Below are 19,449 nucleotides of genomic sequence, written 5' to 3'. Positions count from 1 at the left end.
CAGGGTCATAGTCTTAACTTTAGGCATAAAGCAGCGCAGGAGAATGTATCTCCCATGGCCATGACGACGATTTCCGCCCTCAATGCCCGCGTGCTGGGCGACGGGCCGCGCACGCTCATCTTCGCCCACGGTTTTGGCGGCAACCAGGCGGTCTGGGCGCCTTACGCCCGTGCCTTCGAGGGACGCTATCGCGTCATCCTTTACGATCTCGCAAGCGCCGGAACGGCCAATCCCGGTTATTTCGATCCGCTGCAGCACAGCAAGCTCGAAGGCCACGCCGACGACCTGCTGGTGGTGATGAAAAACTTCAAGGTGAAGGACTGCCTCTTCGTCGGCCACTCCGTGAGCGGCATGATCGGCCTGCTCGCCGCCCGCAAGGAACCGGAACGCTTCGCCAAAGCCATCCTGATCGGCGCCTCGCCGCGTTATCTGGAGGATGCCGGTTATCCGGGCGGGCTGAAGCCCGGCGACATCACGGCAACTTTCGAGGCGATTGCCGGCAACTACCGGGAATGGGCGCGCAACTACGCCGCTTTCGCCACCAGCCTGCCGATCGACGATCCGCTGGCGGTGACCTTCAGCGAAGGGTTGATGGCCATGCGCCCGGATATCGCCCTTGTGACACTGCAGGCCATCCTGCGCAGCGACTATCGCCACATCCTGCCGGACGTGGCGATGCCAACGGTGGTTTTGCAAACCAAGCGGGATGGCGCGGTACCGCACGAGGTTGCGCAGTATCTGGCCGCACAGCTGCCAAGCAGCAAACTGGAAATCATCAATACCGAAGGCCACTTGCCGCATCTGGCAGCCCCCGGCCTCATCCGCGATGCGCTGGAGCGTCACCTGACGCTGCAGTGATCGGGCCGCCTAGTCGGCTATCTGGCCGCAGGTGACGTTGGTAATCGTCGCCGTCATCGCCCGCGCCCGGTCGCTTGCCAGCATCACCGCAACGTCCGCGACCTCGGCCAGCCCCGGCAGATGCCGCAGCATCGTGCCCTCGCCGGCACGGCGGTCCATCTCTGCACGCGCGATACCGGCAAGTCTGGCATGCAGATCGAAAACTTCGCTAACGCCCGCTGAATCCGGCGAGCCTGCCGACATCATGCAACGTACGGCGATACCGTCCGGCCCCAGTTCGGTCGCCAGTTGGCGGCAGAGCGCCTCGATGGCGGCACAGGCAACGCCAAAGCCGCCGGTATTGGGATAGGGCTGGCGCCCGCAATTGGCGGTGAGGGCCAGAATGACGCCGCCCGGCTGCATATGCCGCGCCGCGGCCCGTGCCGTAATAACGTGGCTGCGCACGGCAAGATCGATCGGCTGCATGAACTGATCGAGCGGCATTGCGGTTACAGCCTGCCCCTGCACGTCGCCATAACCGATCAGATTGAAGGAAACATCGATATACCCGTGGCGCGTGAAAACATCCCTGGCAAAAGCGTCAACGGCATCGGCATCGAGTGCATCCAGCACATGGCACTCGGCTTTTCCACCCGCTGAGACGATACGCGCCTGCACCGCGTCGAGTGGCTCCTGCCGTCTGCCGGCCAGAACCACGACAGCACCTTCGGCGGCAAACGCTTGCGCCATCGCAACGCCGACCGATCCGCCAGCCCCATAAAGAATGGCCACCTTGCCGGATAGCAGCATGATTTCCCCCTCATTCGCCTATATGCGAAACGACGTTGAGGGGATGGCTGCGCCGACAGCGTCGCCGGCACCGGTGCAAATTTATTCTGAGGGCAGACCGCCGGTCTTTTTGTAAAGCGCCTCGGCCCGGTGCTCGAAGGCCAGCACCATGCGCTTTACCGCTTCATTGAAGAGCGCGCCGATGATGCCCTGAAGCAGCCGGTTGCGGAATTCGAAGTCGACGGAAAAGTCGAGATCGGTGCCACCATCTGCTGCTGGTCTGAAGATCCAGTGATTGTTCAGGTACTTGAACGGTCCTTCGATGTAGGCAACGTCGATACGCCCGTCATTCAGCTCGACCCGCGAGGTATAGCGCTCGCGCACCATCTTGAAGCCGATGACAAGATCGGCAATCAGCACCTCGCGGATGCCCTCCCCCAGCCGTTCCTGCTCGCGCTTGCGGATGCGTGCACCCACGCACCAGGGCAGGAACTCCGGATAGCTCTCCACATCGGCCACGAGTTTATAGAGCTCCGCCGGTTTGAACGGCAGATGTCGGGTTTCCGCGTGGGTCGGCATATGGCTGGATCGGCCCGCTGGGTTGGGGTTCAGGAACTGGCTTATTCGGCCGCGGCGACACCAAGGCGCTGCTGGCGGTTGGCCCGCAGCTTCTTGAAATCGTCTTCAGCCAGATAGGACGAACGCGTCAACGGGGAAGCCGACACCATCAGAAAGCCCTTGGCGTTGGCGGCGCGCGTGTAGGCGGCAAACTCGTCCGGTGTGACGAATGCCTCCACCGCTGCATGCTTGGGCGTCGGCTGCAGATACTGGCCGATGGTGATGAAATCGACATCGGCGGCGCGCATGTCGTCCATCACCTGAAGGATTTCCTCACGGCTTTCGCCAAGGCCAACCATCAGGCCGGATTTGGTGAACATCGAGGGGTCACGGCGTTTCACATCGGCCAGCAGCTGGAGCGAGGTGAAGTAACGCGCACCCGGACGGATGGTCAGGTAGTTGCGCGGCACCGTTTCCAGATTGTGGTTATAAACGTCCGGCCGGTCATTGAGGATGATATCCAGCGCCGTCGGCTTGTTCTTGAAATCGGGCGTCAGGATTTCAATGGTCGTGCCCGGCGAAGCGGCACGGATACGGCGGATAGTGTCGGCGAACACACTGGCGCCGCCATCATCCAGATCGTCACGGTCCACCGAGGTGATGACGACATGGTTGAGGCCGAGCCGGGCGACGGCCTCGGCGACATGCGCCGGTTCGGCCGGATCAAGCGCGCCGGGTTTGCCGGTGGAGACGTTGCAGAATGCGCAGGCGCGGGTGCAGACCTCGCCCAGGATCATGAAGGTGGCGTGCTTCTTGGTCCAGCATTCGCCGATGTTCGGGCAGGCCGCTTCCTCGCACACGGTGGAGAGCTTCAGCTCCCGCATCATGCCGCGCACTTCGTTGTACTCACGGCTCACCGGCGCCTTGACGCGGATCCAGTCCGGCTTTTTCTTGATCGGATTGTCCGGCCTGTGCGCCTTTTCGGGATGCCGTAGCCGAACGATCTGCTGCTGGCTCATGTCCCTGATGCTCCGTCGCTTGAAACTTGCCGGGCCGCCTGATGCTGGCCCCGCCCTGGCGCCGCGCGGCGCCAGAGCCTTTAACTCGTGTGGTAAGGGCGGGAAGAAGCCCTGCCCTCTATCTGGCGGCTTCATACCACGCCCGGCATGGCTTGCGCAGCCCCGGCTGCGCAAGCCTGCCATGAGCGACCCTTAGATGTGCAGAACCTGACCGTAGGCGTCGAGCACGGCTTCGTGCATTGCTTCGCTGATGGTGGGATGCGGGAAGATGGTGTGCATCAGTTCCTGCTCCGTGGTCTCCATCGTCTTGGCGATGACGTACCCCTGGATCAGCTCGGTCACTTCCGGACCCACCATGTGGGCCCCCAGCAGCTCGCCGGTCTTGGCATCGAAGATCGTCTTGATGAAGCCTTCGGTATCGCCATAGGCGATGGCCTTGCCGTTGCCGTAGAACGGGAAACGGCCAACCTTCAGCTCGTAACCGGCGTCCTTGGCCTTCTTTTCGGTCAGGCCGACGCTGGCAATCTGCGGGTGGCAGTAGGTGCAGCCCGGAATGTTGCTGCGGTCCATGATGTGCGGGTGCTTCCCGGCGATGGCTTCCACGCAGATGATTCCTTCATGCATCGCCTTGTGGGCAAGCCACGGGGCACCTGCCACGTCACCGATGGCATAGACACCCGGCTCGTCGGTGCGGCAGTAGCCATCGACGGAAATCTGGTTGCGCTCGACCTTCACCTTGGTGTTTTCGAGACCCAGATTTTCGGTATTGCCGATGATGCCGACGGCGGAGATCACGCGCTCGACGGTGATTTCCTGCGTCTTGCCGCCCACATCGATGGTGGCCGTCACGGTGCTGCCCGATTTCTTGAGGCCGATCACCTTGGCACCGGTCATGATCTTCATGCCCTGCTTTTCCAGCGACTTGCGCACGAAAGCAGACACTTCCTCGTCTTCCACCGGCACGATGCGGTCCATCACCTCGACCACCGTCACTTCGGCGCCGAGCGTGTGGTAGAAGCTGGCAAATTCAATGCCGATGGCGCCCGAACCGATGACCAGCATCGACTTCGGCATCGTCTCCGGCACCAGCGCTTCCTTGTAGCTCCACACCAGCTTGCCGTCGGGCTCAAGGCCCGGCAGCGTGCGGGCGCGGGCACCGGTGGCGATGATGATGTGCTTGCCTTCCAGATCCGCAAGCGGCTTGCCGTCCTTGGAAACGGCGACCTTGCCCTTGCCGGCCAGGGTGCCGGTACCGTCATAGACGGTGACCTTGTTCTTCTTCATCAGCCCGCGCACGCCGGCCGAGAGCTGCTTGGAGACAGCGCGCGAACGGTCGCGGATCTTGGTGATGTCGAAGCTCACCTTGCCTTCGATGACAAGGCCGTAATCCTTGGCATGCTGGGCGTTGTGATAGATTTCCGCTGAACGCAGCAGCGCCTTTGTGGGAATGCAGCCCCAGTTGAGGCAGATGCCGCCCATATGCTCGCGCTCGACCACTGCGGTCTTGAGACCCAGCTGCGAGGCGCGCACCGCGGCGACATAGCCGCCCGGACCGCCACCAATGATCACGACGTCGAATTGATCGGCCATGCTGATCCCCATCTCTCGTCCCTCGGTCCGGGCCTCATGGTCCCGGGCGGGGAAAGCTGTTCAGCCAAGGGTTGGCTCGAAGGAAGGCGGGCCTTCCCGGAGTTGGCTTCTTTTGAGGAAAAGGGGCGGCAGCAGCCGCCCCTTCCCGCTGCCTAGAGCAGCATGCTGGTGGGATCTTCCACCAGCGCCTTGAACGCCTGCAGGTAACGGGCGCCGACCGCACCGTCGACGGCACGGTGGTCGACCGACAGGGTAACGGACATCACCGTCGCCACGGCCAGTGCGCCGTCCTTGACGACCGCGCGCTGCTCGCCCGCGCCGATGGCCAGGATACAGGCCTGCGGCGGGTTGATCACAGCCTCGAAATGCTTGATCCCGAACATGCCGAGATTGCTGATCGAGAAGGTGCCGCCCTGGAATTCCTCGGGCTTCAGCTTGCCGTCACGGGCACGGGCCGCAAGGTCCTTCATCTCGGCGGAGATGGTGGAAAGGCCCTTGTTCGCCGCATCCTTGATCACCGGGGTGATCAGGCCGCCATCGATGGCAACCGCCACCGACATGTCCACGCGGTCATAGAAGAGCGTGGCGGCATCGGTCCAGGAGGCGTTGGCTTCCGGCACCTTCTTGAGGGCCAGCGACGCTGCCTTGATGATGTAGTCGTTGACCGACAGCTTCATCTCGTGACGCTCGTTCAGCTGCTTGCGCAGCTTGAGCAGAGCGTCGATCTCGCAATCCACCGTGAGGTAGAAGTGCGGCACGGTCTGCTTGGACTCGCCCAGACGGCGCGCAATGGTCTTGCGCATGCCGCTGTTTGCGACCTCGTGGTACGGGATCTTGAGCAGATCGGCGAGCGCCTTGGCATCCGGACCGGCAGCGGCCGGCTTGGCAGCCGGAGCAGCGGCGGCCGGCGCCGGAGCGGCAGCAGCCGGTGCAGCAGCAGCCGGGCGGGTCGAGCCCGTCACCTTTTCCACGTCAGCGCGCACGATGCGGCCACGCGGGCCGGAACCGGCAACGCTGGCCAGATCGATACCGGCCTGCTTGGCGATGCGCTTGGCAAGCGGGCTTGCAAACACGCGCTCGCCGGAACGGGCCGGCGCGGCAGCTGCCTGTGCCGGTGCAGCGGCAGCCGCCTCGGCCTTGGCCTTGGCCGGAGCCGGAGCAGCAGCAGCCGGAGCGGCGGCAGCGCCGTCAGCCGGAATGTCGGAGGCGCTTTCGCCCTCTTCCAGGATCCAGCCGATCAGCTCGTTGACCTTCACGGCCTCGGTGCCTTCCGGCACCACGATCTTGCCGAGGATACCCTCATCGACAGCCTCAACTTCCATCGTGGCCTTGTCGGTCTCGATCTCGGCAATAACGGTACCCGGCTCGATCTTGTCGCCTTCCTTCTTGACCCATTTGGCAAGATTGCCTTCGGTCATGGTCGGCGACAGTGCCGGCATGGTGATCTTGATCGCCATATCTCTTTCCCCTCTGGAGGAACTGGGCCGGTTCAGCCGCGGTAGCAGACAGCCTTGGCAGCCTCGACGATGTCATGAGACTGCGGCAGCGCGAGCTTCTCGAGGTTGGCGGCATAGGGCAGCGGCACGTCCTTGGCGGCCACGCGGGCAACCGGGGCGTCGAGATGATCGAAAGCCTGCTCCATAACGCGGGTCGCGATCTCGGAACCGATACCGCTGAAAGCCCAGCCTTCCTCGATCGTCACCAGGCGATTGGTCTTCTTGACCGAGGCCACGATGGTGTCGATGTCGAGCGGGCGGATCGAGCGCAGGTTGATAACCTCCGCCTCGATGCCTTCCTTGGCCAGTTCTTCGGCCGCCTGCATGGCCTTGCCGACCATGATCGAGTAGGCGACGAGGGTCACGTTCTTGCCCTCGCGCTCGATCTTGGCCTTGCCGATCGGCAGCACGAAATCTTCATGGTCGGGCATCTCGAAGCTCTGACCGTAAAGGATTTCGTTTTCCAGGAAGATAACCGGGTTCGGATCGCGGATAGCGGCCTTCAGAAGGCCCTTGGCATCCGCAGCGCTCCACGGGGAGAGCACCTTGAGGCCCGGGATGTGGCCGTACCAGCTGGCATAATCCTGCGAGTGCTGGGCCGCAACGCGGGCAGCCGCGCCGTTCGGGCCGCGGAACACGATCGGGGAGCCGAGCTGGCCGCCGGCCATGTACAGCGTCTTGGCGGCCGAGTTGATGATCTGGTCAATCGCCTGCATGGCGAAGTTGAAGGTCATGAACTCGACAACCGGCTTGAGGCCGGCCATGGACGCACCGACACCGAGGCCGGCAAAGCCCTGCTCGGTGATCGGGGTGTCGATGACGCGCTCGGCACCGAACTCCTGCAAGAGGTTCTGGCTGATCTTGTAGGCGCCCTGATATTCGGCGACTTCCTCGCCCATCAGGAACACGTCCTTGTCGCGGCGCAGCTCTTCGGCCAGAGCCTCGTTGAGCGCTTCGCGGACGGTTGCCGTCTTGGTCTTGGCCCAGTACTTGGTCTCGTCGATATCGGCGACGGTGCCACCAACGATGCGGGGCGAGCCATAATCACCGGCCGGCGCGGAAGAAACCGGGGCAGCGGCAGAAGCAACCGGAGCGGTCGAAACCGCTGCGGGCTCGGCAGCCGGGGCCGGAGCGGCAGCCGGGGCCGGAGCGGCCTTGGCGGCGCCGATATCGGCGTCGCTCTCGCCCTCTTCCAGCAGCACGGCGATGGGGGTGTTCACCGCCACGCCCTCGGTGCCTTCCTCGATGAGGATCTTGCCAATTTTACCTTCGTCGACGGCTTCGACTTCCATCGTCGCCTTGTCGGTTTCGATTTCGGCGATCACGTCGCCGGGGCCCACCTTGTCACCAACCTTCTTGACCCATTTGGCAAGCTTGCCTTCGGTCATCGTCGGGGACAGCGCCGGCATAAGCACTTCGATCGGCATTTAGTCGTCTCCAGTAGCTTCGGTTCGCGAACGGCGCCGGATCAGGCGTCAACCAGCACGTCAGTCCACAGCTCCGATTCATCGGGCTCCGGGCTGGTCTGGGCGAACTCGGCGGCATCAGTGGCGATGGCGCGGATTTCCTTGTCGATTTCCTTCAGCTTCTCTTCCGAGACGCCGGCCTCATTGAGCAGGTCCTTGACGCGCTCGATGGCATCGAACTCGGTACGCATGCGCTCAACCTCGTCCTTGGTCCGGTACTTGGCCGGGTCGGACATGGAGTGGCCGCGATAACGATAGGTTTCCATCTCGAGGATGATCGGGCCGTGGCCGTCGCGCACATAGTCATGCGCCTTTTCGGCAGCAGCGCGCACGGCCAGCACGTCCATGCCGTCCACCTTCTCGCCGGGGATGCCATAGGCCTCGCCACGCTTGAAGAGCTCACCGGCAGCGCCGCGCACCTGGCTGGTGCCCATCGCGTACTTGTTGTTCTCGATCACGTAGATGGCCGGCAGCTTCCACAGCGCCGCCATGTTGAAGCTCTCGTACACCTGGCCCTGGTTGATGGCGCCGTCACCCATGTAAACCTGGGTCACGCCACCGTCCTTGCGGTACTTGTGCGCGAAGGCGAGGCCGGTGCCGATCGGCACCTGGGCGCCGACGATGCCATGGCCGCCGAAGAAACCCTTCTCGCGGCTGAACATGTGCATCGAGCCGCCCTTGCCGCGCGAATAACCGGTCACGCGGCCGGTCAGCTCGGCCATCACGCCCTTGGGATCCATGCCGGTGGCCAGCATGTGGCCATGGTCACGGTAGCTGGTCACAACCGTATCGGTCGGCTTGGCGACGGCCTGCATGCCGACAACGACAGCTTCCTGGCCGATGTAGAGATGGCAGAAACCACCGATGAGGCCCATGCCGTAGAGCTGCCCGGCCTTCTCTTCGAAGCGGCGGATCAGCAGCATCTCACGGTAATAATGCAGGAGCTCGTCAGTGCTCGCCTTCGTCGCCGCCTTCTTGGTGGTGGCGCTCGATTTAGTAGCCAAGGGGGACCTCCCTGCTCGGATCAGCCCGGCGTCCGGCGCTCGAATATCGGCCGGTTCACCATGCGGGCATTTAGGCAGCGGCGCGCATCGCGGCGCGCCACCAGGCGTAACGTCGGCACCTTTGCTAACGCGCGGGCTCGCCCAATTCAAGGCAGTGTGCGCCGCAACATCGCAGAAATCCTAGGCTTCCGACGGAAAATTTCGTGTTTGGATACAATTTTGAATGGGGTGGAATGCCGGGGGTACCAACCCCACCTGTTTATGCCCGTAGCAACCCGTCCCGGCGCAACGCAGCCATGCGCTCAGTGAGGATCTTCCGTCGGCGGAACAACGAGATCTTGCTGCGCCGCAGCAGAGGGCGGGTACATGAGAACGAAATCATTGGGATGCGCCACATTGAGGATGGCGCGCGCCCTTTCGTCGAGCATGTCGGGATCAAGCTGGTCGGGGCGCAGCAGCTCCACCGCATGTTCCAGCTCCGCGCGCCGCGCGGTTTCCTTCGTCAGCACATCATCAGCCTGGGCCACTTCGGCGCGCAGCCGGAGCATCGAGAAGATGCCGCGGTCGCCATTGACCAGATGCGAGCCGAGATAGAACAGCACCACCCCGCAGAAGAGCGGAACGACGCTGGATTTCAGGGTGCGGGTGACAATCGAAGGAATGATCATGAAAGCCATTGGAATCGAGCACAGACTCGCCGTCAAGCCGGCTTGAATCCTGCGCTTCAGAGGCGACTCGAGTGAGTCTTTCCGGCAACAGGGAAGGCCGCGGCGCCCCTTGTTCTGGATCGATCAAAACCGGGCTGAAGAGGGATGCGTGCGCCCCTGTGACGCAGGCCGGAGGCGCGGACAGAAAAAGGGGCAAGGCGCACCGGGCGCCCTGCCCCTTTCTTTTCAGCCTGTCAGGCCGCTATCGCAGATCAGCGACGGCGCAGGATCGAACGGCCGGCATAGATCGCCGCCGTGTCCAGCTCTTCCTCGATACGGATGAGCTGGTTGTACTTGGCAAGACGGTCGGAGCGCGACAGCGAACCGGTCTTGATCTGGCCGCAGTTGGTAGCGACGGAGAGATCGGCAATGGTGCTGTCTTCGGTCTCGCCGGAGCGGTGGGACATGACGGCGGTGTAGGACGCCTTGTGGGCGGTCTCGACGGCATCCAGCGTCTCGGAAAGCGAACCGATCTGGTTCACCTTGATGAGGATGGAGTTGGCCGTGCCCTTGGCAATGCCGTCACGCAGGCGCTTCGGGTTGGTCACGAACAGGTCGTCGCCCACCAGCTGGCACTTGTTGCCGATGGCCGAGGTCAGGGCCTTCCAGCCATCCCAGTCGTCTTCGGCAAGGCCGTCTTCGATGGAGATGATCGGGTAACGGGCGATCAGGTCTTCGTAGTAGCGCACCATCTCGTCCTGGCCGCGCACCACGCCTTCGCCGGCGAAGTTGTACTTGCCGTCCTTGAAGAACTCGGTGGAGGCCGCGTCGAGCGCCAGGAACACGTCCTCGCCCGGGCGGTAACCGGCCTTCTCGATCGCCTTCATGATGATCGAGAGCGCTTCGTCGGACGAATTCAGGTTCGGGGCGAAGCCGCCCTCGTCACCCACATTGGTGCCCTGGCCGGCAGCCTTCAGCAGGCCCTTGAGGGTCTGGAAGATCTCGGAGCCCCAGCGCACGGCCTCGCGGATGCTGTCGGCACCCACCGGCATGATCATGAATTCCTGGATGTCGACCGGGTTGTCGGCATGCGCGCCGCCATTGATGATGTTCATCATCGGAACCGGCAGGGTGCGGGCGAAGGTGCCGCCGATATAGCGGTAGAGCGGCAGGTCGGCTTCCTGGGCGGCAGCCTTGGCAACGGCGAGCGAGACACCGAGGATGGCGTTGGCGCCGAGGCGACCCTTGTTCTCGGTGCCGTCGAGGTCGAGCAGCGCACGGTCGATGGCCAGCTGGTCGAAGGCATCCATGCCGGTGATGCCGTCATAGACTTCCGTGTTCACGGCATCGACAGCCTGCAGCACGCCCTTGCCGCCATAACGGCTCTTGTCGCCGTCGCGCTTCTCGATCGCCTCATGGGCGCCGGTGGAAGCGCCGGACGGCACAGCGGCGCGACCGAAAGCGCCGGTATCGAGGGTGACATCCACCTCGACCGTCGGATTGCCGCGGCTGTCGAGAATTTCGCGGCCCTGGATGTCGATAATTTCGCTCATTGCGCTTCCCTCTTGGATGAAAATGGGTGGCCTTGCCGGCCCCCTTTTGACCCGCCCCTGAAGGCGGCTCGTTGCCTTGCGGTTGCCTTGCCGGCATCCCTTGTCAGCACCGTCTGGCGCGAAAGAAAACGCAAAGGACTGAAACCGGCAACAAAAAACAATCGCAACCGTAAAAAAGAACCTGACTGGTGGCGCTAAGCCTGCTCTTCAAACCCCAGCGCCGCCATTTCCACTCCCCGAAACGGAGCATCCTGCTTCAGGAAAAACTCGTCGAGTTGCGGCGGTGGAACAGCCGTTCCGGCCATCATCGCATGCACTTGTCCGCGATGATGAATGTCATGTGTGAAGATATGCAGCAGCACGTCACTTGCCCGCTCCCGAAAGATACGCCCGCCCGAGCGCAGCAGCAAAACCTCCCGGTCTATCCCGTCCGCCCCCAATGCCTCTGTCGCGGCGACCAGACTCCGGTCCATCGCTGCCTGCCCGGCCCGCAGGGCGGTGAAATCATCGAAGGCACGCCTTTCCGCCTGCCAGTCGGCCAGCAGCTGCGGCGCAAGCCCGCCCGCTATCACCGCATCATGGTAATAGCGGTCGACTTCAAAGATGTGACAGAGCGTCTTGAAGATGCTTGGAAAAAAAGAAGTCCGGCGGGCTTTCACCGCGCCGGACGTCAATTGTCCCACAGCCTCATAGAGGCGGAAGTTGGCAAGGGTGTTGTTGCGGGCAAGAGCCAGAAGCATCGAGTGCGACATGTTGCTCTCCTCCCGCCTGCCCGTGGTGCCTCAGCCGATATCGACAGGATTGGCCTTGGCCAGCTCGTCGAAGGATTTCATCAGTGCCAGCAGTCCCGGCACCCTGGTCAGCGGCACCATATTCGGGCCGTCCGACGGGGCGTTGTCCGGGTCCTCATGGGTTTCCATGAACACGCCGGCCACGCCGATGGCCAGGGCAGCACGGGCCAGCACCGGCACGAACTCGCGCTGACCGCCGCTGGAGGCACCCTGCCCGCCCGGCTGCTGCACCGAGTGGGTGGCGTCGAAAATCACCGGGTGGCCGGTGCGCGCCATGATCGGCAGGCTGCGCATGTCGGAGACCAGCGTGTTGTAGCCGAAAGAAGCGCCGCGCTCGCACAGCATGACCTTGTCATTGCCGGCGTCGGCCACCTTCTTCGCAACATTGGCCATGTCCCATGGCGCGAGGAACTGGCCCTTCTTGATGTTCATGGCCTTGCCGGTGGCGGCAGCCGCCAGCAGCAAATCCGTCTGCCGGCACAGGAAGGCCGGGATCTGGATAACGTCGACCACCTCGCCCACTGCCGCGCACTGGTCGGCGGCGTGAACATCGGTCAGCACCGGGCAGCCGAACTGCTGGCGCACTTCTTCAAGGATCTTGAGGCCCTTTTCCATGCCGACGCCGCGAGCAGCGGTGCCGGAGGTGCGGTTGGCCTTGTCGTAGGAACTCTTGTAGATGAAGCCGATACCCAGCTTCTCGGTCGCTTCCTTGAGTGCGCCCGCCATCATCATCGCATGATCGCGACCCTCGATCTGGCAAGGGCCGGCAATCAGGGTAAACGGCCGGTCATTGGCGATGCTGAGCGAACCGACATTAACCGTGGTGATGGCGGAAGCCATATCTCGAACTACTCCGTTTGAAAAACCGGCGATTCAAGCAGCCGGCCGATCACCGCCTCAAACGAGGCGGGACTGGTCCAGCGCGGCCTTGACGAAGGAAGTGAAAAGCGGATGCGGGTCGAACGGCTTGGACTTCAGCTCCGGATGGAACTGAACGCCCACGAACCAGGGATGGTCCGGATATTCGACGATTTCCGGCAGCACGCCGTCGGGCGACATGCCGGAGAAGCGCAGGCCAGCCTTCTCGAACGCCTCGCGGTAATTGACGTTCACCTCGTAGCGATGACGGTGACGCTCGGAGATCATGTCCTTGCCGTAGATCTCGCGCACCTGCGAGCCCGGCTGCAGCACGCACTCATAGGCCCCGAGGCGCATGGTGCCGCCGAGGTCAGACTTGCCATCGCGGCGCTCCACCCGGTTCCCCTTCGACCATTCGGTCATCAGGCCGACCACCGGATTGTCGCACGGGCCGAACTCGGTCGAGGAAGCGCCTTCAAGGCCGACAAGATTGCGTGCCGCCTCGATAACCGCCATCTGCATGCCGAAGCAGATGCCGAGATAGGGCAGCTTGTTCTCGCGGGCATAACGCGCCGCACGGATCTTGCCTTCGGAGCCACGCACACCGAAGCCGGGGCCGACGAGCAGCGCATTGTACTGGCCGAGCATGCCGGCCAGGTCCTCGGTGCTCTCCACTTCCTCGGCATCGACCCATTCGAGCGACACCTTCACCCGGTTGGCGATGCCGCCATGGTTGAGGGCTTCGATAATCGACTTGTAGGCATCCGGCAGCGAGACATACTTGCCGACGAAACCGACGCGCACGGTGCCTTCCGGCTCACGCACGCGCTGGGCAATCTCTTCCCAAAGGCTAAGGTCCGGCTCGCTCTCGTACGGCAGGCCGAAATAGGACAGCACTTCGCGGTCCAGACCCTCATTGTGGTAGCTGATCGGCACGCGGTAGATGGTGTCGACATCCAGACCGGCGATGACGCGCGACGGCTTGACGTTGCAGAACTGCGCGATCTTGCGACGTTCGCCTTCGGGAATATCGCGGTCGGCACGGCACAGCAGGATGTCCGGCTGGATACCGACGGAAAGCAGCTCCTTGACGGAGTGCTGGGTCGGCTTGGTCTTGAGTTCGCCGGCGGTCGGGATATAGGGCAGCAGCGTACAATGCATGAAGAGGCTGCGGGCAGCCCCCACCTCATTACGGAACTGGCGGATGGCCTCGAGGAACGGCAGGCTCTCGATGTCGCCAACCGTGCCGCCGATCTCGCACAGCATGAAATCTTCTTCACCGGCGTAGGAGCCGATGAATTCCTTGATCATGTCGGTGACGTGCGGGATGACCTGTACGGTCGCGCCCAGATAGTCGCCGCGGCGCTCCTTGGCCAGAACCTCGGAATAGATGCGGCCCGTGGTCACATTGTCGCCCTGGCGGGCGGCAACGCCGGTAAAGCGCTCATAGTGGCCGAGGTCGAGATCGGTTTCCGCGCCGTCATCCGTCACGAACACTTCGCCGTGCTGGATCGGGCTCATCGTGCCCGGATCGACGTTCAGGTACGGGTCAAGCTTGCGCAGACGCACCTTGTAGCCGCGTGCCTGAAGGCACGCTCCAAGTGCGGCCGATGCCAGCCCCTTGCCGAGCGAGGAAACCACGCCACCGGTGATGAAGATGAATTTGGTATCTTTGCTCGCCATGGATCGTCGTCTTCCGCCGTTCCAAACAACAAAACGAACCCCGGACCTTACTGCCCGGGATCAAACATGACAGAGCCCTCGGGCGAGATCGCCGTTACCGTATCTCGCCCGGGGCCTGAACTTACCAGAACCGACTAGGGTTACTGCGAAAGCGGCACTGCCGGAGCGCCGGACGCCGGAGCGGCCGGTTCACCCGTCGCCGGAGCGGCACTACCGTCGGCCGGCACCGCAGGGGCGCTCGCTGCCGGGGCGGGAATACCGTCCACAATGGAACCGGAGCCGCTGGTGCGGTGACCCGCCAGCAGCGCCAGAACAACACTGGTGATCATGAAGGCACCGGCCAGAATGGCCGTGGTACGCGTCAGCAGGTTGGCCTGCCCGCGTGCAGACATGAAACCGCCGGCACCGCCGCCACCGCCCATGCCGAGAGCACCGCCCTCGCTGCGCTGAAGCAGCACGACGCCAACCAGGGCCAGCGCAAGAAGAAGATGGATGATCAGAACAACTTGAGTCATGGCCCAAACCAGAAAATGCCAAGGAGGCAGCGCGCGAATGACCGGTCAGACCGCAGCGCGCCACCTCCTCGCCGGATTAATTGAGGCACTACATAACGCCCCCTGACCACAAATTCCAGTACCCTTGATACTGGATATTGTCAGGTCAGGCATTCCGGGCATCAAACGGCGGCGGCAATTCCCCAGAAATCATCGGCCTTGAGGCTCGCACCGCCGACCAGAGCGCCGTCGACATTGGCAACAGCCATCAGCTCGGCAGCGTTGGACGGCTTGACCGAACCGCCATAGAGAACGCGCGTTGCGGCCGGGTTGTCGACCTTGCCGGCCAGCTCCTTGCGGATATGGGCATGCACCTCGGCAACGTCCGCCGCGGTCGGCGTGCGGCCGGTGCCGATGGCCCAGACCGGCTCATAGGCGATCACGGTGTTGGCAGAGGTGGCACCCGCCGGGATGGAGCCCGCGAGCTGGGTCGAGCAGACAGCAAGCGTCTTGCCGGCATCGCGCTCGGCTTCGGTCTCGCCGATGCAGATCACGGCGACAAGGCCATGGCGCCAGGCGGCTTCGGCCTTGGCGGCGACTTCGGCGTCGGTTTCCTTGTGATCGGTGCGGCGCTCGGAATGGCCGACCAGCACAAAGCCGGCGCCCAGATCCTTCAGCATCGCCGCGCTGGTATCGCCGGTATGTGCGCCCTTGTCATGCGCGCTGCAATCCTGACCGCCCACGGCAAGCGCCGTACCGGCCAGCGCATCGGCCACCGGCGCCACCAGCGTGGCCGGCGGGCAGACCAGCATATCGAATCCGGCCGGCGAAGCCGCCTTCAGGCGCGCTGCCAGTTCGCTGGCGAGCGCCACACCCTCGGCGCGGGTCATGTTCATCTTCCAGTTACCGGCGATAAGCTTGCGCGACATGCTGTCATGTCCCCTGTCTTGAGCCTGAAAAAGCCTCACTATGAGGTCCGGGCACGGGGTTTATCAGTCATGGCCTCCAATTTCCAGCGCCACGGCGTGTTGCCGCGCCCCGAAGCTGCCGATATGATGCCCGCCACCTTTCGGGGCACCCGTTTCGATTTTTGACGAAAAATCAATGATCTGGCCGGGATTTCGCCCCCCACTAAACAAGCCGGGACGCCACCGCGACATGTTGATAGCCATCCGATCGAAGGCCACTTCCTGGATCATCAAGGGCCTTTTTGTCCTCATCGTCGCCAGTTTCGCGGTCTGGGGCATCGGTGATGTGTTCCGCAACCGCGGCACCGGCGACCAGATCGTGGCCAAGATTGGCGATCACGAGATCAAGCTGCCGGAATATAACACGCAGCTGAATTTCGAGCTGCGCCGTGTCAGCGCCGCGCTGGGGCAGAACATCTCCCTCGATCAGGCCAAGGCCTTCGGCATTCTCGACAGCACGCTGGAGCGGCTGGTCAACGAGCAGCTGTTCGAACAGGCAGCCAAGCAGCTTGGCCTTTCCGCCGGCACCGACCTGCTGCGCCAGCGCATCGCCGCCTCGCCGGAATTCAAGGGCGCCGACGGCAATTTCGACGCCAACGCCTTCCGCATGCGTCTCAATCAGGCGCAGCTCACCGAAGCCCAGTATATCGACATGCTGAAGGCTGACGTGGTGCGCAGCCAGGTGGCCGGCGCGGTCGCCAATGGCGCTGCCGTCAGCAAGACGCAGGCAGAGCTGATCTATACCTATCGCAACGAGGCCCGCCTCGCCTCCGGCCTCTTCATTCCCGACGATGCCGTTACCGTCGGCGAACAGCCGGATGATGCCGCGCTCAAGGCTTTCTACGACGCCAATCAGGCGAACTACATGGCGCCGGAATACCGCCACCTGACCGTGGCCGCGCTTTCCGCCGACAAGATTGCCGAAGGCATCAAGATCGACGACCAGACGATCGAGGATGAGTACAAGGCACGCGAGAGCGAATACACAACCGACGAGACGCGCAGCATCTCCCAGGCCATCGTTCAGGACGAGGCCGCGGCCAGGAAGCTGGCGGAAACCGCCCGCAGCAATGGCGGCGACCTCAAGGCCGCTGCAGAAGCTGCCGGTGCGCCGGATGCCGTCATCAGCGATGCCGACGATCTGAGCCAGGACGGTTTCCCGGCAGAGCTCGCCGACACCATCTTCAAGCTGCCCGCCGCCGGGATCAGCGATCCGGTGCACAGTGCCTTTGGCTGGCACGTGATCGCCCTGCGCAAGATCACCCCGAGTGCCGTCAAGCCGCTGGCCGAGGTCAAGGATGCCCTTGCCAGGGAACTGGCGCACGAAAAGGCGTCTGACGAACTCGGCACCATGATCCAGCATATGCAGGACGACATTGCCGGCGGCTCCAGCCTGGAAGACGCCGCCAAGACCGCCGGTGCCGAGATCATCACAGTTACCGCCGACAGCAAGGGCGACGACAAGTCCGGCAAGCCGGTTCAGGGCCTCACCGATGCCCAGACCGTCATTCCGGCGCTCTTTGCCGTCGATAACGGCCAGGTCAGCGACGTGATCGATGCCGGGGGCAACTCGCTCTATCTCGGCCGCGTCGACAGCATCGACCCGTCGGCAGCCCGCCCGCTGGAAGAAGTGCACGAGCAGGTGCTGGCCGACTGGCGCAAGGACGAGCAGCAGAAGCGCTCCCGCTCGCTCGCCCAGCAGGTGGCCGACAAGATGCGCGACGGCGCTTCCGCTTCGGCCACCGCGGCCGAACAGAACCGCGATGTCGTGACCTTCGGCCCGGTCAAGCGCGATGGTCAGCTGGCCGACGCCCCGGCTGATGCCAGCAAGCAGAAGGCCCCGTCTATGGCGGTTGTCGCCGCGATGTTCGCCGCCAAACAGGGCGACGTCGCGGTGATCAATGCCGACGGCGGCTCCTATGTCTTCAAGCTGGACGAGATCAAGGCTGCCGACCCCAAGGCTGCCGGCGATGCCGTCGAGGCGCTGCGCAAGGACCTTGCCGGCCCGCTCGGCAATGATCTGGTGACCGAAATGAGTGCCGCCCTGCGCCGGACCATCGGCGTGACGGTCAACCATCAGGTCATCGACAGCTTCTACTCCTCCCCCACCCAGTAACCCCCGCACCCCAAACACCAACCACGGATATCACGGTCATGAACGCGGCCCTGCCGATCTTCCCCGACTTCGCAAGCTTTTCTCGCAGCTACGACGCCGGAAAGAAGCAGCTGGTCTGGTGCCGTCAGATCGCGGATACCGATACGCCGGTCAGCGCCATGCTCAAGCTGGGCGCTGACCGGCCCTTCAACTTTTTGTTTGAATCCGTTGAAGGCGGTACGACGCGGGGCCGGTATTCCTTCATCACCATGGAGCCAGAGCTGATCTGGCGCTGCCAGCGCGGCGTGGCCGAGATCAACCATGATCCCGCCGGCACGCCCGATGGCTTCGTAAAAGAGACGGCGCCCGCCTTCGAAAGCCTGCGTGCCCTCATCGCTGAAAGCCGCCTCGACCTGCCGGAAGGCGCGCCGCCGATGGCAACCGGCCTGTTCGGTTACCTCGGTTACGACATGGTGCGGCTGATGGAGCCCACCGTGCCGGACAGCAAGCCCGATGTGCTGCATGTGCCGGATGCCATTCTGGTGCGCCCGCGCGTCGTCGCCGTCTTCGACCGGCTGGAAGATGTGGTGACGCTCTTCTCCGTCGTGCGCCCGAAGCCGGGTATCAGCGCCGAAGCTGCCTATGAAGCGACCACGTCCCATCTGGCCAGCGTCGCCGCCACCCTCGGCGGTCCGTTGCCGGAGGAAGCCCGTTTTGACGGCCCGCTGCCGGAAAGCCTGCCCGAGCCGGTTTCCGACTGCGGGGCGGAAGCCTACATGGACATGGTTCGGCGCTGCGTCGAGTACATCAAGGCGGGCGATGCCTTCCAGATCGTGCCGTCCCAGCGTTTTTCCATTCCCTTCCCGCTGCCGCCCTTCTCGCTCTATCGCAGCCTGCGCCGCCTCAACCCGTCGCCCTTCCTCATCCATCTCAATTTCGGCGATTTCTCCATCGTCGGATCGAGCCCGGAGATCCTTGTTCGCCTGCGCGGCGGCAAGGTGACCATCCGCCCGCTCGCCGGTACCCGTCCGCGCGGCGCAACGGTGGAAGAGGACAAGGCGCTGGAACGCGACCTCCTGGCCGACCCCAAGGAGCTGGCGGAACATCTCATGCTGCTGGACCTCGGGCGCAACGATGTTGGCCGTGTTGCTGAGATCGGCAGCGTCAAGGTCCCGGCCCAGTTCGAGGTCGAGCGCTATCGTTATGTGATGCACATCTCCTCGACCGTCGAAGGCAAGATCAAGGCCGGTGAGGATGCCCTCTCCGCGCTGGCGGCAGGCTTTCCGGCGGGCACGCTCTCCGGCGCGCCCAAGGTCCGCGCCATGCAGATCATCGACGAGGTCGAGACCAGCCGTCGTGGTGTTTACGCCGGTGCCATCGGCTATTTCGGTGCCAATGGCGACCTCGATACCTGCATCTGCCTGCGCACTGCACTGGTCAAGGATGGCACGCTCTACGCCCAGGCCGGCGCCGGCGTGGTGGCGGACAGCGTGCCGGAAACCGAAGAGCAGGAGACCCGCGACAAGGCCCGTGCCCTCTTCCGCGCCGCGGACGAAGCACTGAAGCTCGCCCGTGCGCCTTACGAGGGCAACCTCGCCTGA

At 63.6% G+C, this 19,449-nt stretch carries 17 protein-coding genes; 3 read left to right on the top strand and 14 right to left on the bottom strand.

Annotated elements, in window-relative coordinates; genetic code table 11:
• Positions 1–54: 54 nt before the first annotated feature.
• A complete protein-coding gene (locus QTL98_RS10525; protein WP_445678444.1) occupies positions 55–858 on the top strand; it encodes an alpha/beta fold hydrolase in 804 nt (267 codons plus the stop codon).
• A 9-nt stretch (positions 859–867) separates the two neighbouring features.
• Here QTL98_RS10525 and QTL98_RS10520 read toward each other — a convergent pair whose 3' ends face one another.
• The 14 genes from QTL98_RS10520 to tpiA all read right to left on the bottom strand — a co-directional run bounded on the left by QTL98_RS10520 (position 868) and on the right by tpiA (position 15,714).
• Positions 868–1,647 (bottom strand): SDR family NAD(P)-dependent oxidoreductase, encoded by a 780-nt coding sequence (locus tag QTL98_RS10520; RefSeq protein ID WP_445678443.1) that lies wholly within the window; start codon positions 1,645–1,647, stop codon positions 868–870.
• Positions 1,648–1,728: 81 nt separating this feature from the next.
• Positions 1,729–2,205: a type II toxin-antitoxin system RatA family toxin gene (locus QTL98_RS10515; protein WP_445678442.1), complete on the bottom strand. Its 477-nt coding sequence runs from the start codon at positions 2,203–2,205 to the stop codon at positions 1,729–1,731.
• Positions 2,206–2,246: 41 nt separating this feature from the next.
• Entirely contained in the window at positions 2,247–3,203 is a 957-nt protein-coding gene (gene lipA, locus QTL98_RS10510; protein ID WP_445678441.1) for a lipoyl synthase, read from the bottom strand.
• Positions 3,204–3,395: 192 nt separating this feature from the next.
• On the bottom strand, positions 3,396–4,793 hold the full coding sequence (gene lpdA / locus QTL98_RS10505; protein WP_445678440.1) for a dihydrolipoyl dehydrogenase: 1,398 nt from the start codon (positions 4,791–4,793) through the stop codon (positions 3,396–3,398).
• Positions 4,794–4,945: 152 nt separating this feature from the next.
• Positions 4,946–6,250, bottom strand: a complete 1,305-nt coding sequence (locus tag QTL98_RS10500) for a pyruvate dehydrogenase complex dihydrolipoamide acetyltransferase (protein ID WP_445678439.1) — start codon at positions 6,248–6,250, stop codon at positions 4,946–4,948.
• Positions 6,251–6,282: 32 nt separating this feature from the next.
• The gene (locus tag QTL98_RS10495; protein ID WP_445678438.1) at positions 6,283–7,716 is read right to left on the bottom strand and encodes a pyruvate dehydrogenase complex E1 component subunit beta; all 1,434 of its coding nucleotides are present in this window, start codon (positions 7,714–7,716) and stop codon (positions 6,283–6,285) included.
• A gap of 41 nt (positions 7,717–7,757) precedes the next feature.
• A complete protein-coding gene (gene pdhA / locus QTL98_RS10490; protein WP_445678437.1) occupies positions 7,758–8,759 on the bottom strand; it encodes a pyruvate dehydrogenase (acetyl-transferring) E1 component subunit alpha in 1,002 nt (333 codons plus the stop codon).
• A gap of 302 nt (positions 8,760–9,061) precedes the next feature.
• Positions 9,062–9,427, bottom strand: a complete 366-nt coding sequence (locus tag QTL98_RS10485) for an FtsB family cell division protein (RefSeq protein WP_445678436.1) — start codon at positions 9,425–9,427, stop codon at positions 9,062–9,064.
• A 251-nt stretch (positions 9,428–9,678) separates the two neighbouring features.
• The gene (gene eno, locus QTL98_RS10480; RefSeq protein ID WP_445678435.1) at positions 9,679–10,959 is read right to left on the bottom strand and encodes a phosphopyruvate hydratase; all 1,281 of its coding nucleotides are present in this window, start codon (positions 10,957–10,959) and stop codon (positions 9,679–9,681) included.
• A 194-nt stretch (positions 10,960–11,153) separates the two neighbouring features.
• Positions 11,154–11,711: a DinB family protein gene (locus tag QTL98_RS10475; protein WP_445678434.1), complete on the bottom strand. Its 558-nt coding sequence runs from the start codon at positions 11,709–11,711 to the stop codon at positions 11,154–11,156.
• 30 nt (positions 11,712–11,741) lie between these two features.
• Positions 11,742–12,590: a 3-deoxy-8-phosphooctulonate synthase gene (gene kdsA / locus QTL98_RS10470; protein ID WP_445678433.1), complete on the bottom strand. Its 849-nt coding sequence runs from the start codon at positions 12,588–12,590 to the stop codon at positions 11,742–11,744.
• 57 nt (positions 12,591–12,647) lie between these two features.
• Positions 12,648–14,291 carry a CTP synthase gene (gene pyrG / locus QTL98_RS10465; RefSeq protein WP_445678432.1) on the bottom strand — a complete coding sequence of 548 codons (1,644 nt, stop codon included), beginning with the start codon at positions 14,289–14,291 and terminating at the stop codon, positions 12,648–12,650.
• A gap of 140 nt (positions 14,292–14,431) precedes the next feature.
• Positions 14,432–14,806, bottom strand: a complete 375-nt coding sequence (gene secG / locus QTL98_RS10460) for a preprotein translocase subunit SecG (protein WP_445678431.1) — start codon at positions 14,804–14,806, stop codon at positions 14,432–14,434.
• A 161-nt stretch (positions 14,807–14,967) separates the two neighbouring features.
• Entirely contained in the window at positions 14,968–15,714 is a 747-nt protein-coding gene (gene tpiA / locus QTL98_RS10455; protein WP_445678430.1) for a triose-phosphate isomerase, read from the bottom strand.
• Positions 15,715–15,943: 229 nt separating this feature from the next.
• Between tpiA and QTL98_RS10450 the strand changes: the two genes are divergently transcribed.
• On the top strand, positions 15,944–17,869 hold the full coding sequence (locus QTL98_RS10450; RefSeq protein ID WP_445678429.1) for a peptidyl-prolyl cis-trans isomerase: 1,926 nt from the start codon (positions 15,944–15,946) through the stop codon (positions 17,867–17,869).
• Positions 17,870–17,907: 38 nt separating this feature from the next.
• Entirely contained in the window at positions 17,908–19,449 is a 1,542-nt protein-coding gene (gene trpE, locus QTL98_RS10445; RefSeq protein WP_445678428.1) for an anthranilate synthase component I, read from the top strand.

Source organism: Radicibacter daui (genome assembly GCA_030657355.1).
In the GTDB taxonomy this organism is placed as follows: domain Bacteria; phylum Pseudomonadota; class Alphaproteobacteria; order Radicibacterales; family Radicibacteraceae; genus Radicibacter; species Radicibacter daui.
The sequence above is the reverse complement of the archived record's forward strand: the minus strand, read 5'-3'. Positions and strand labels throughout refer to the sequence as shown.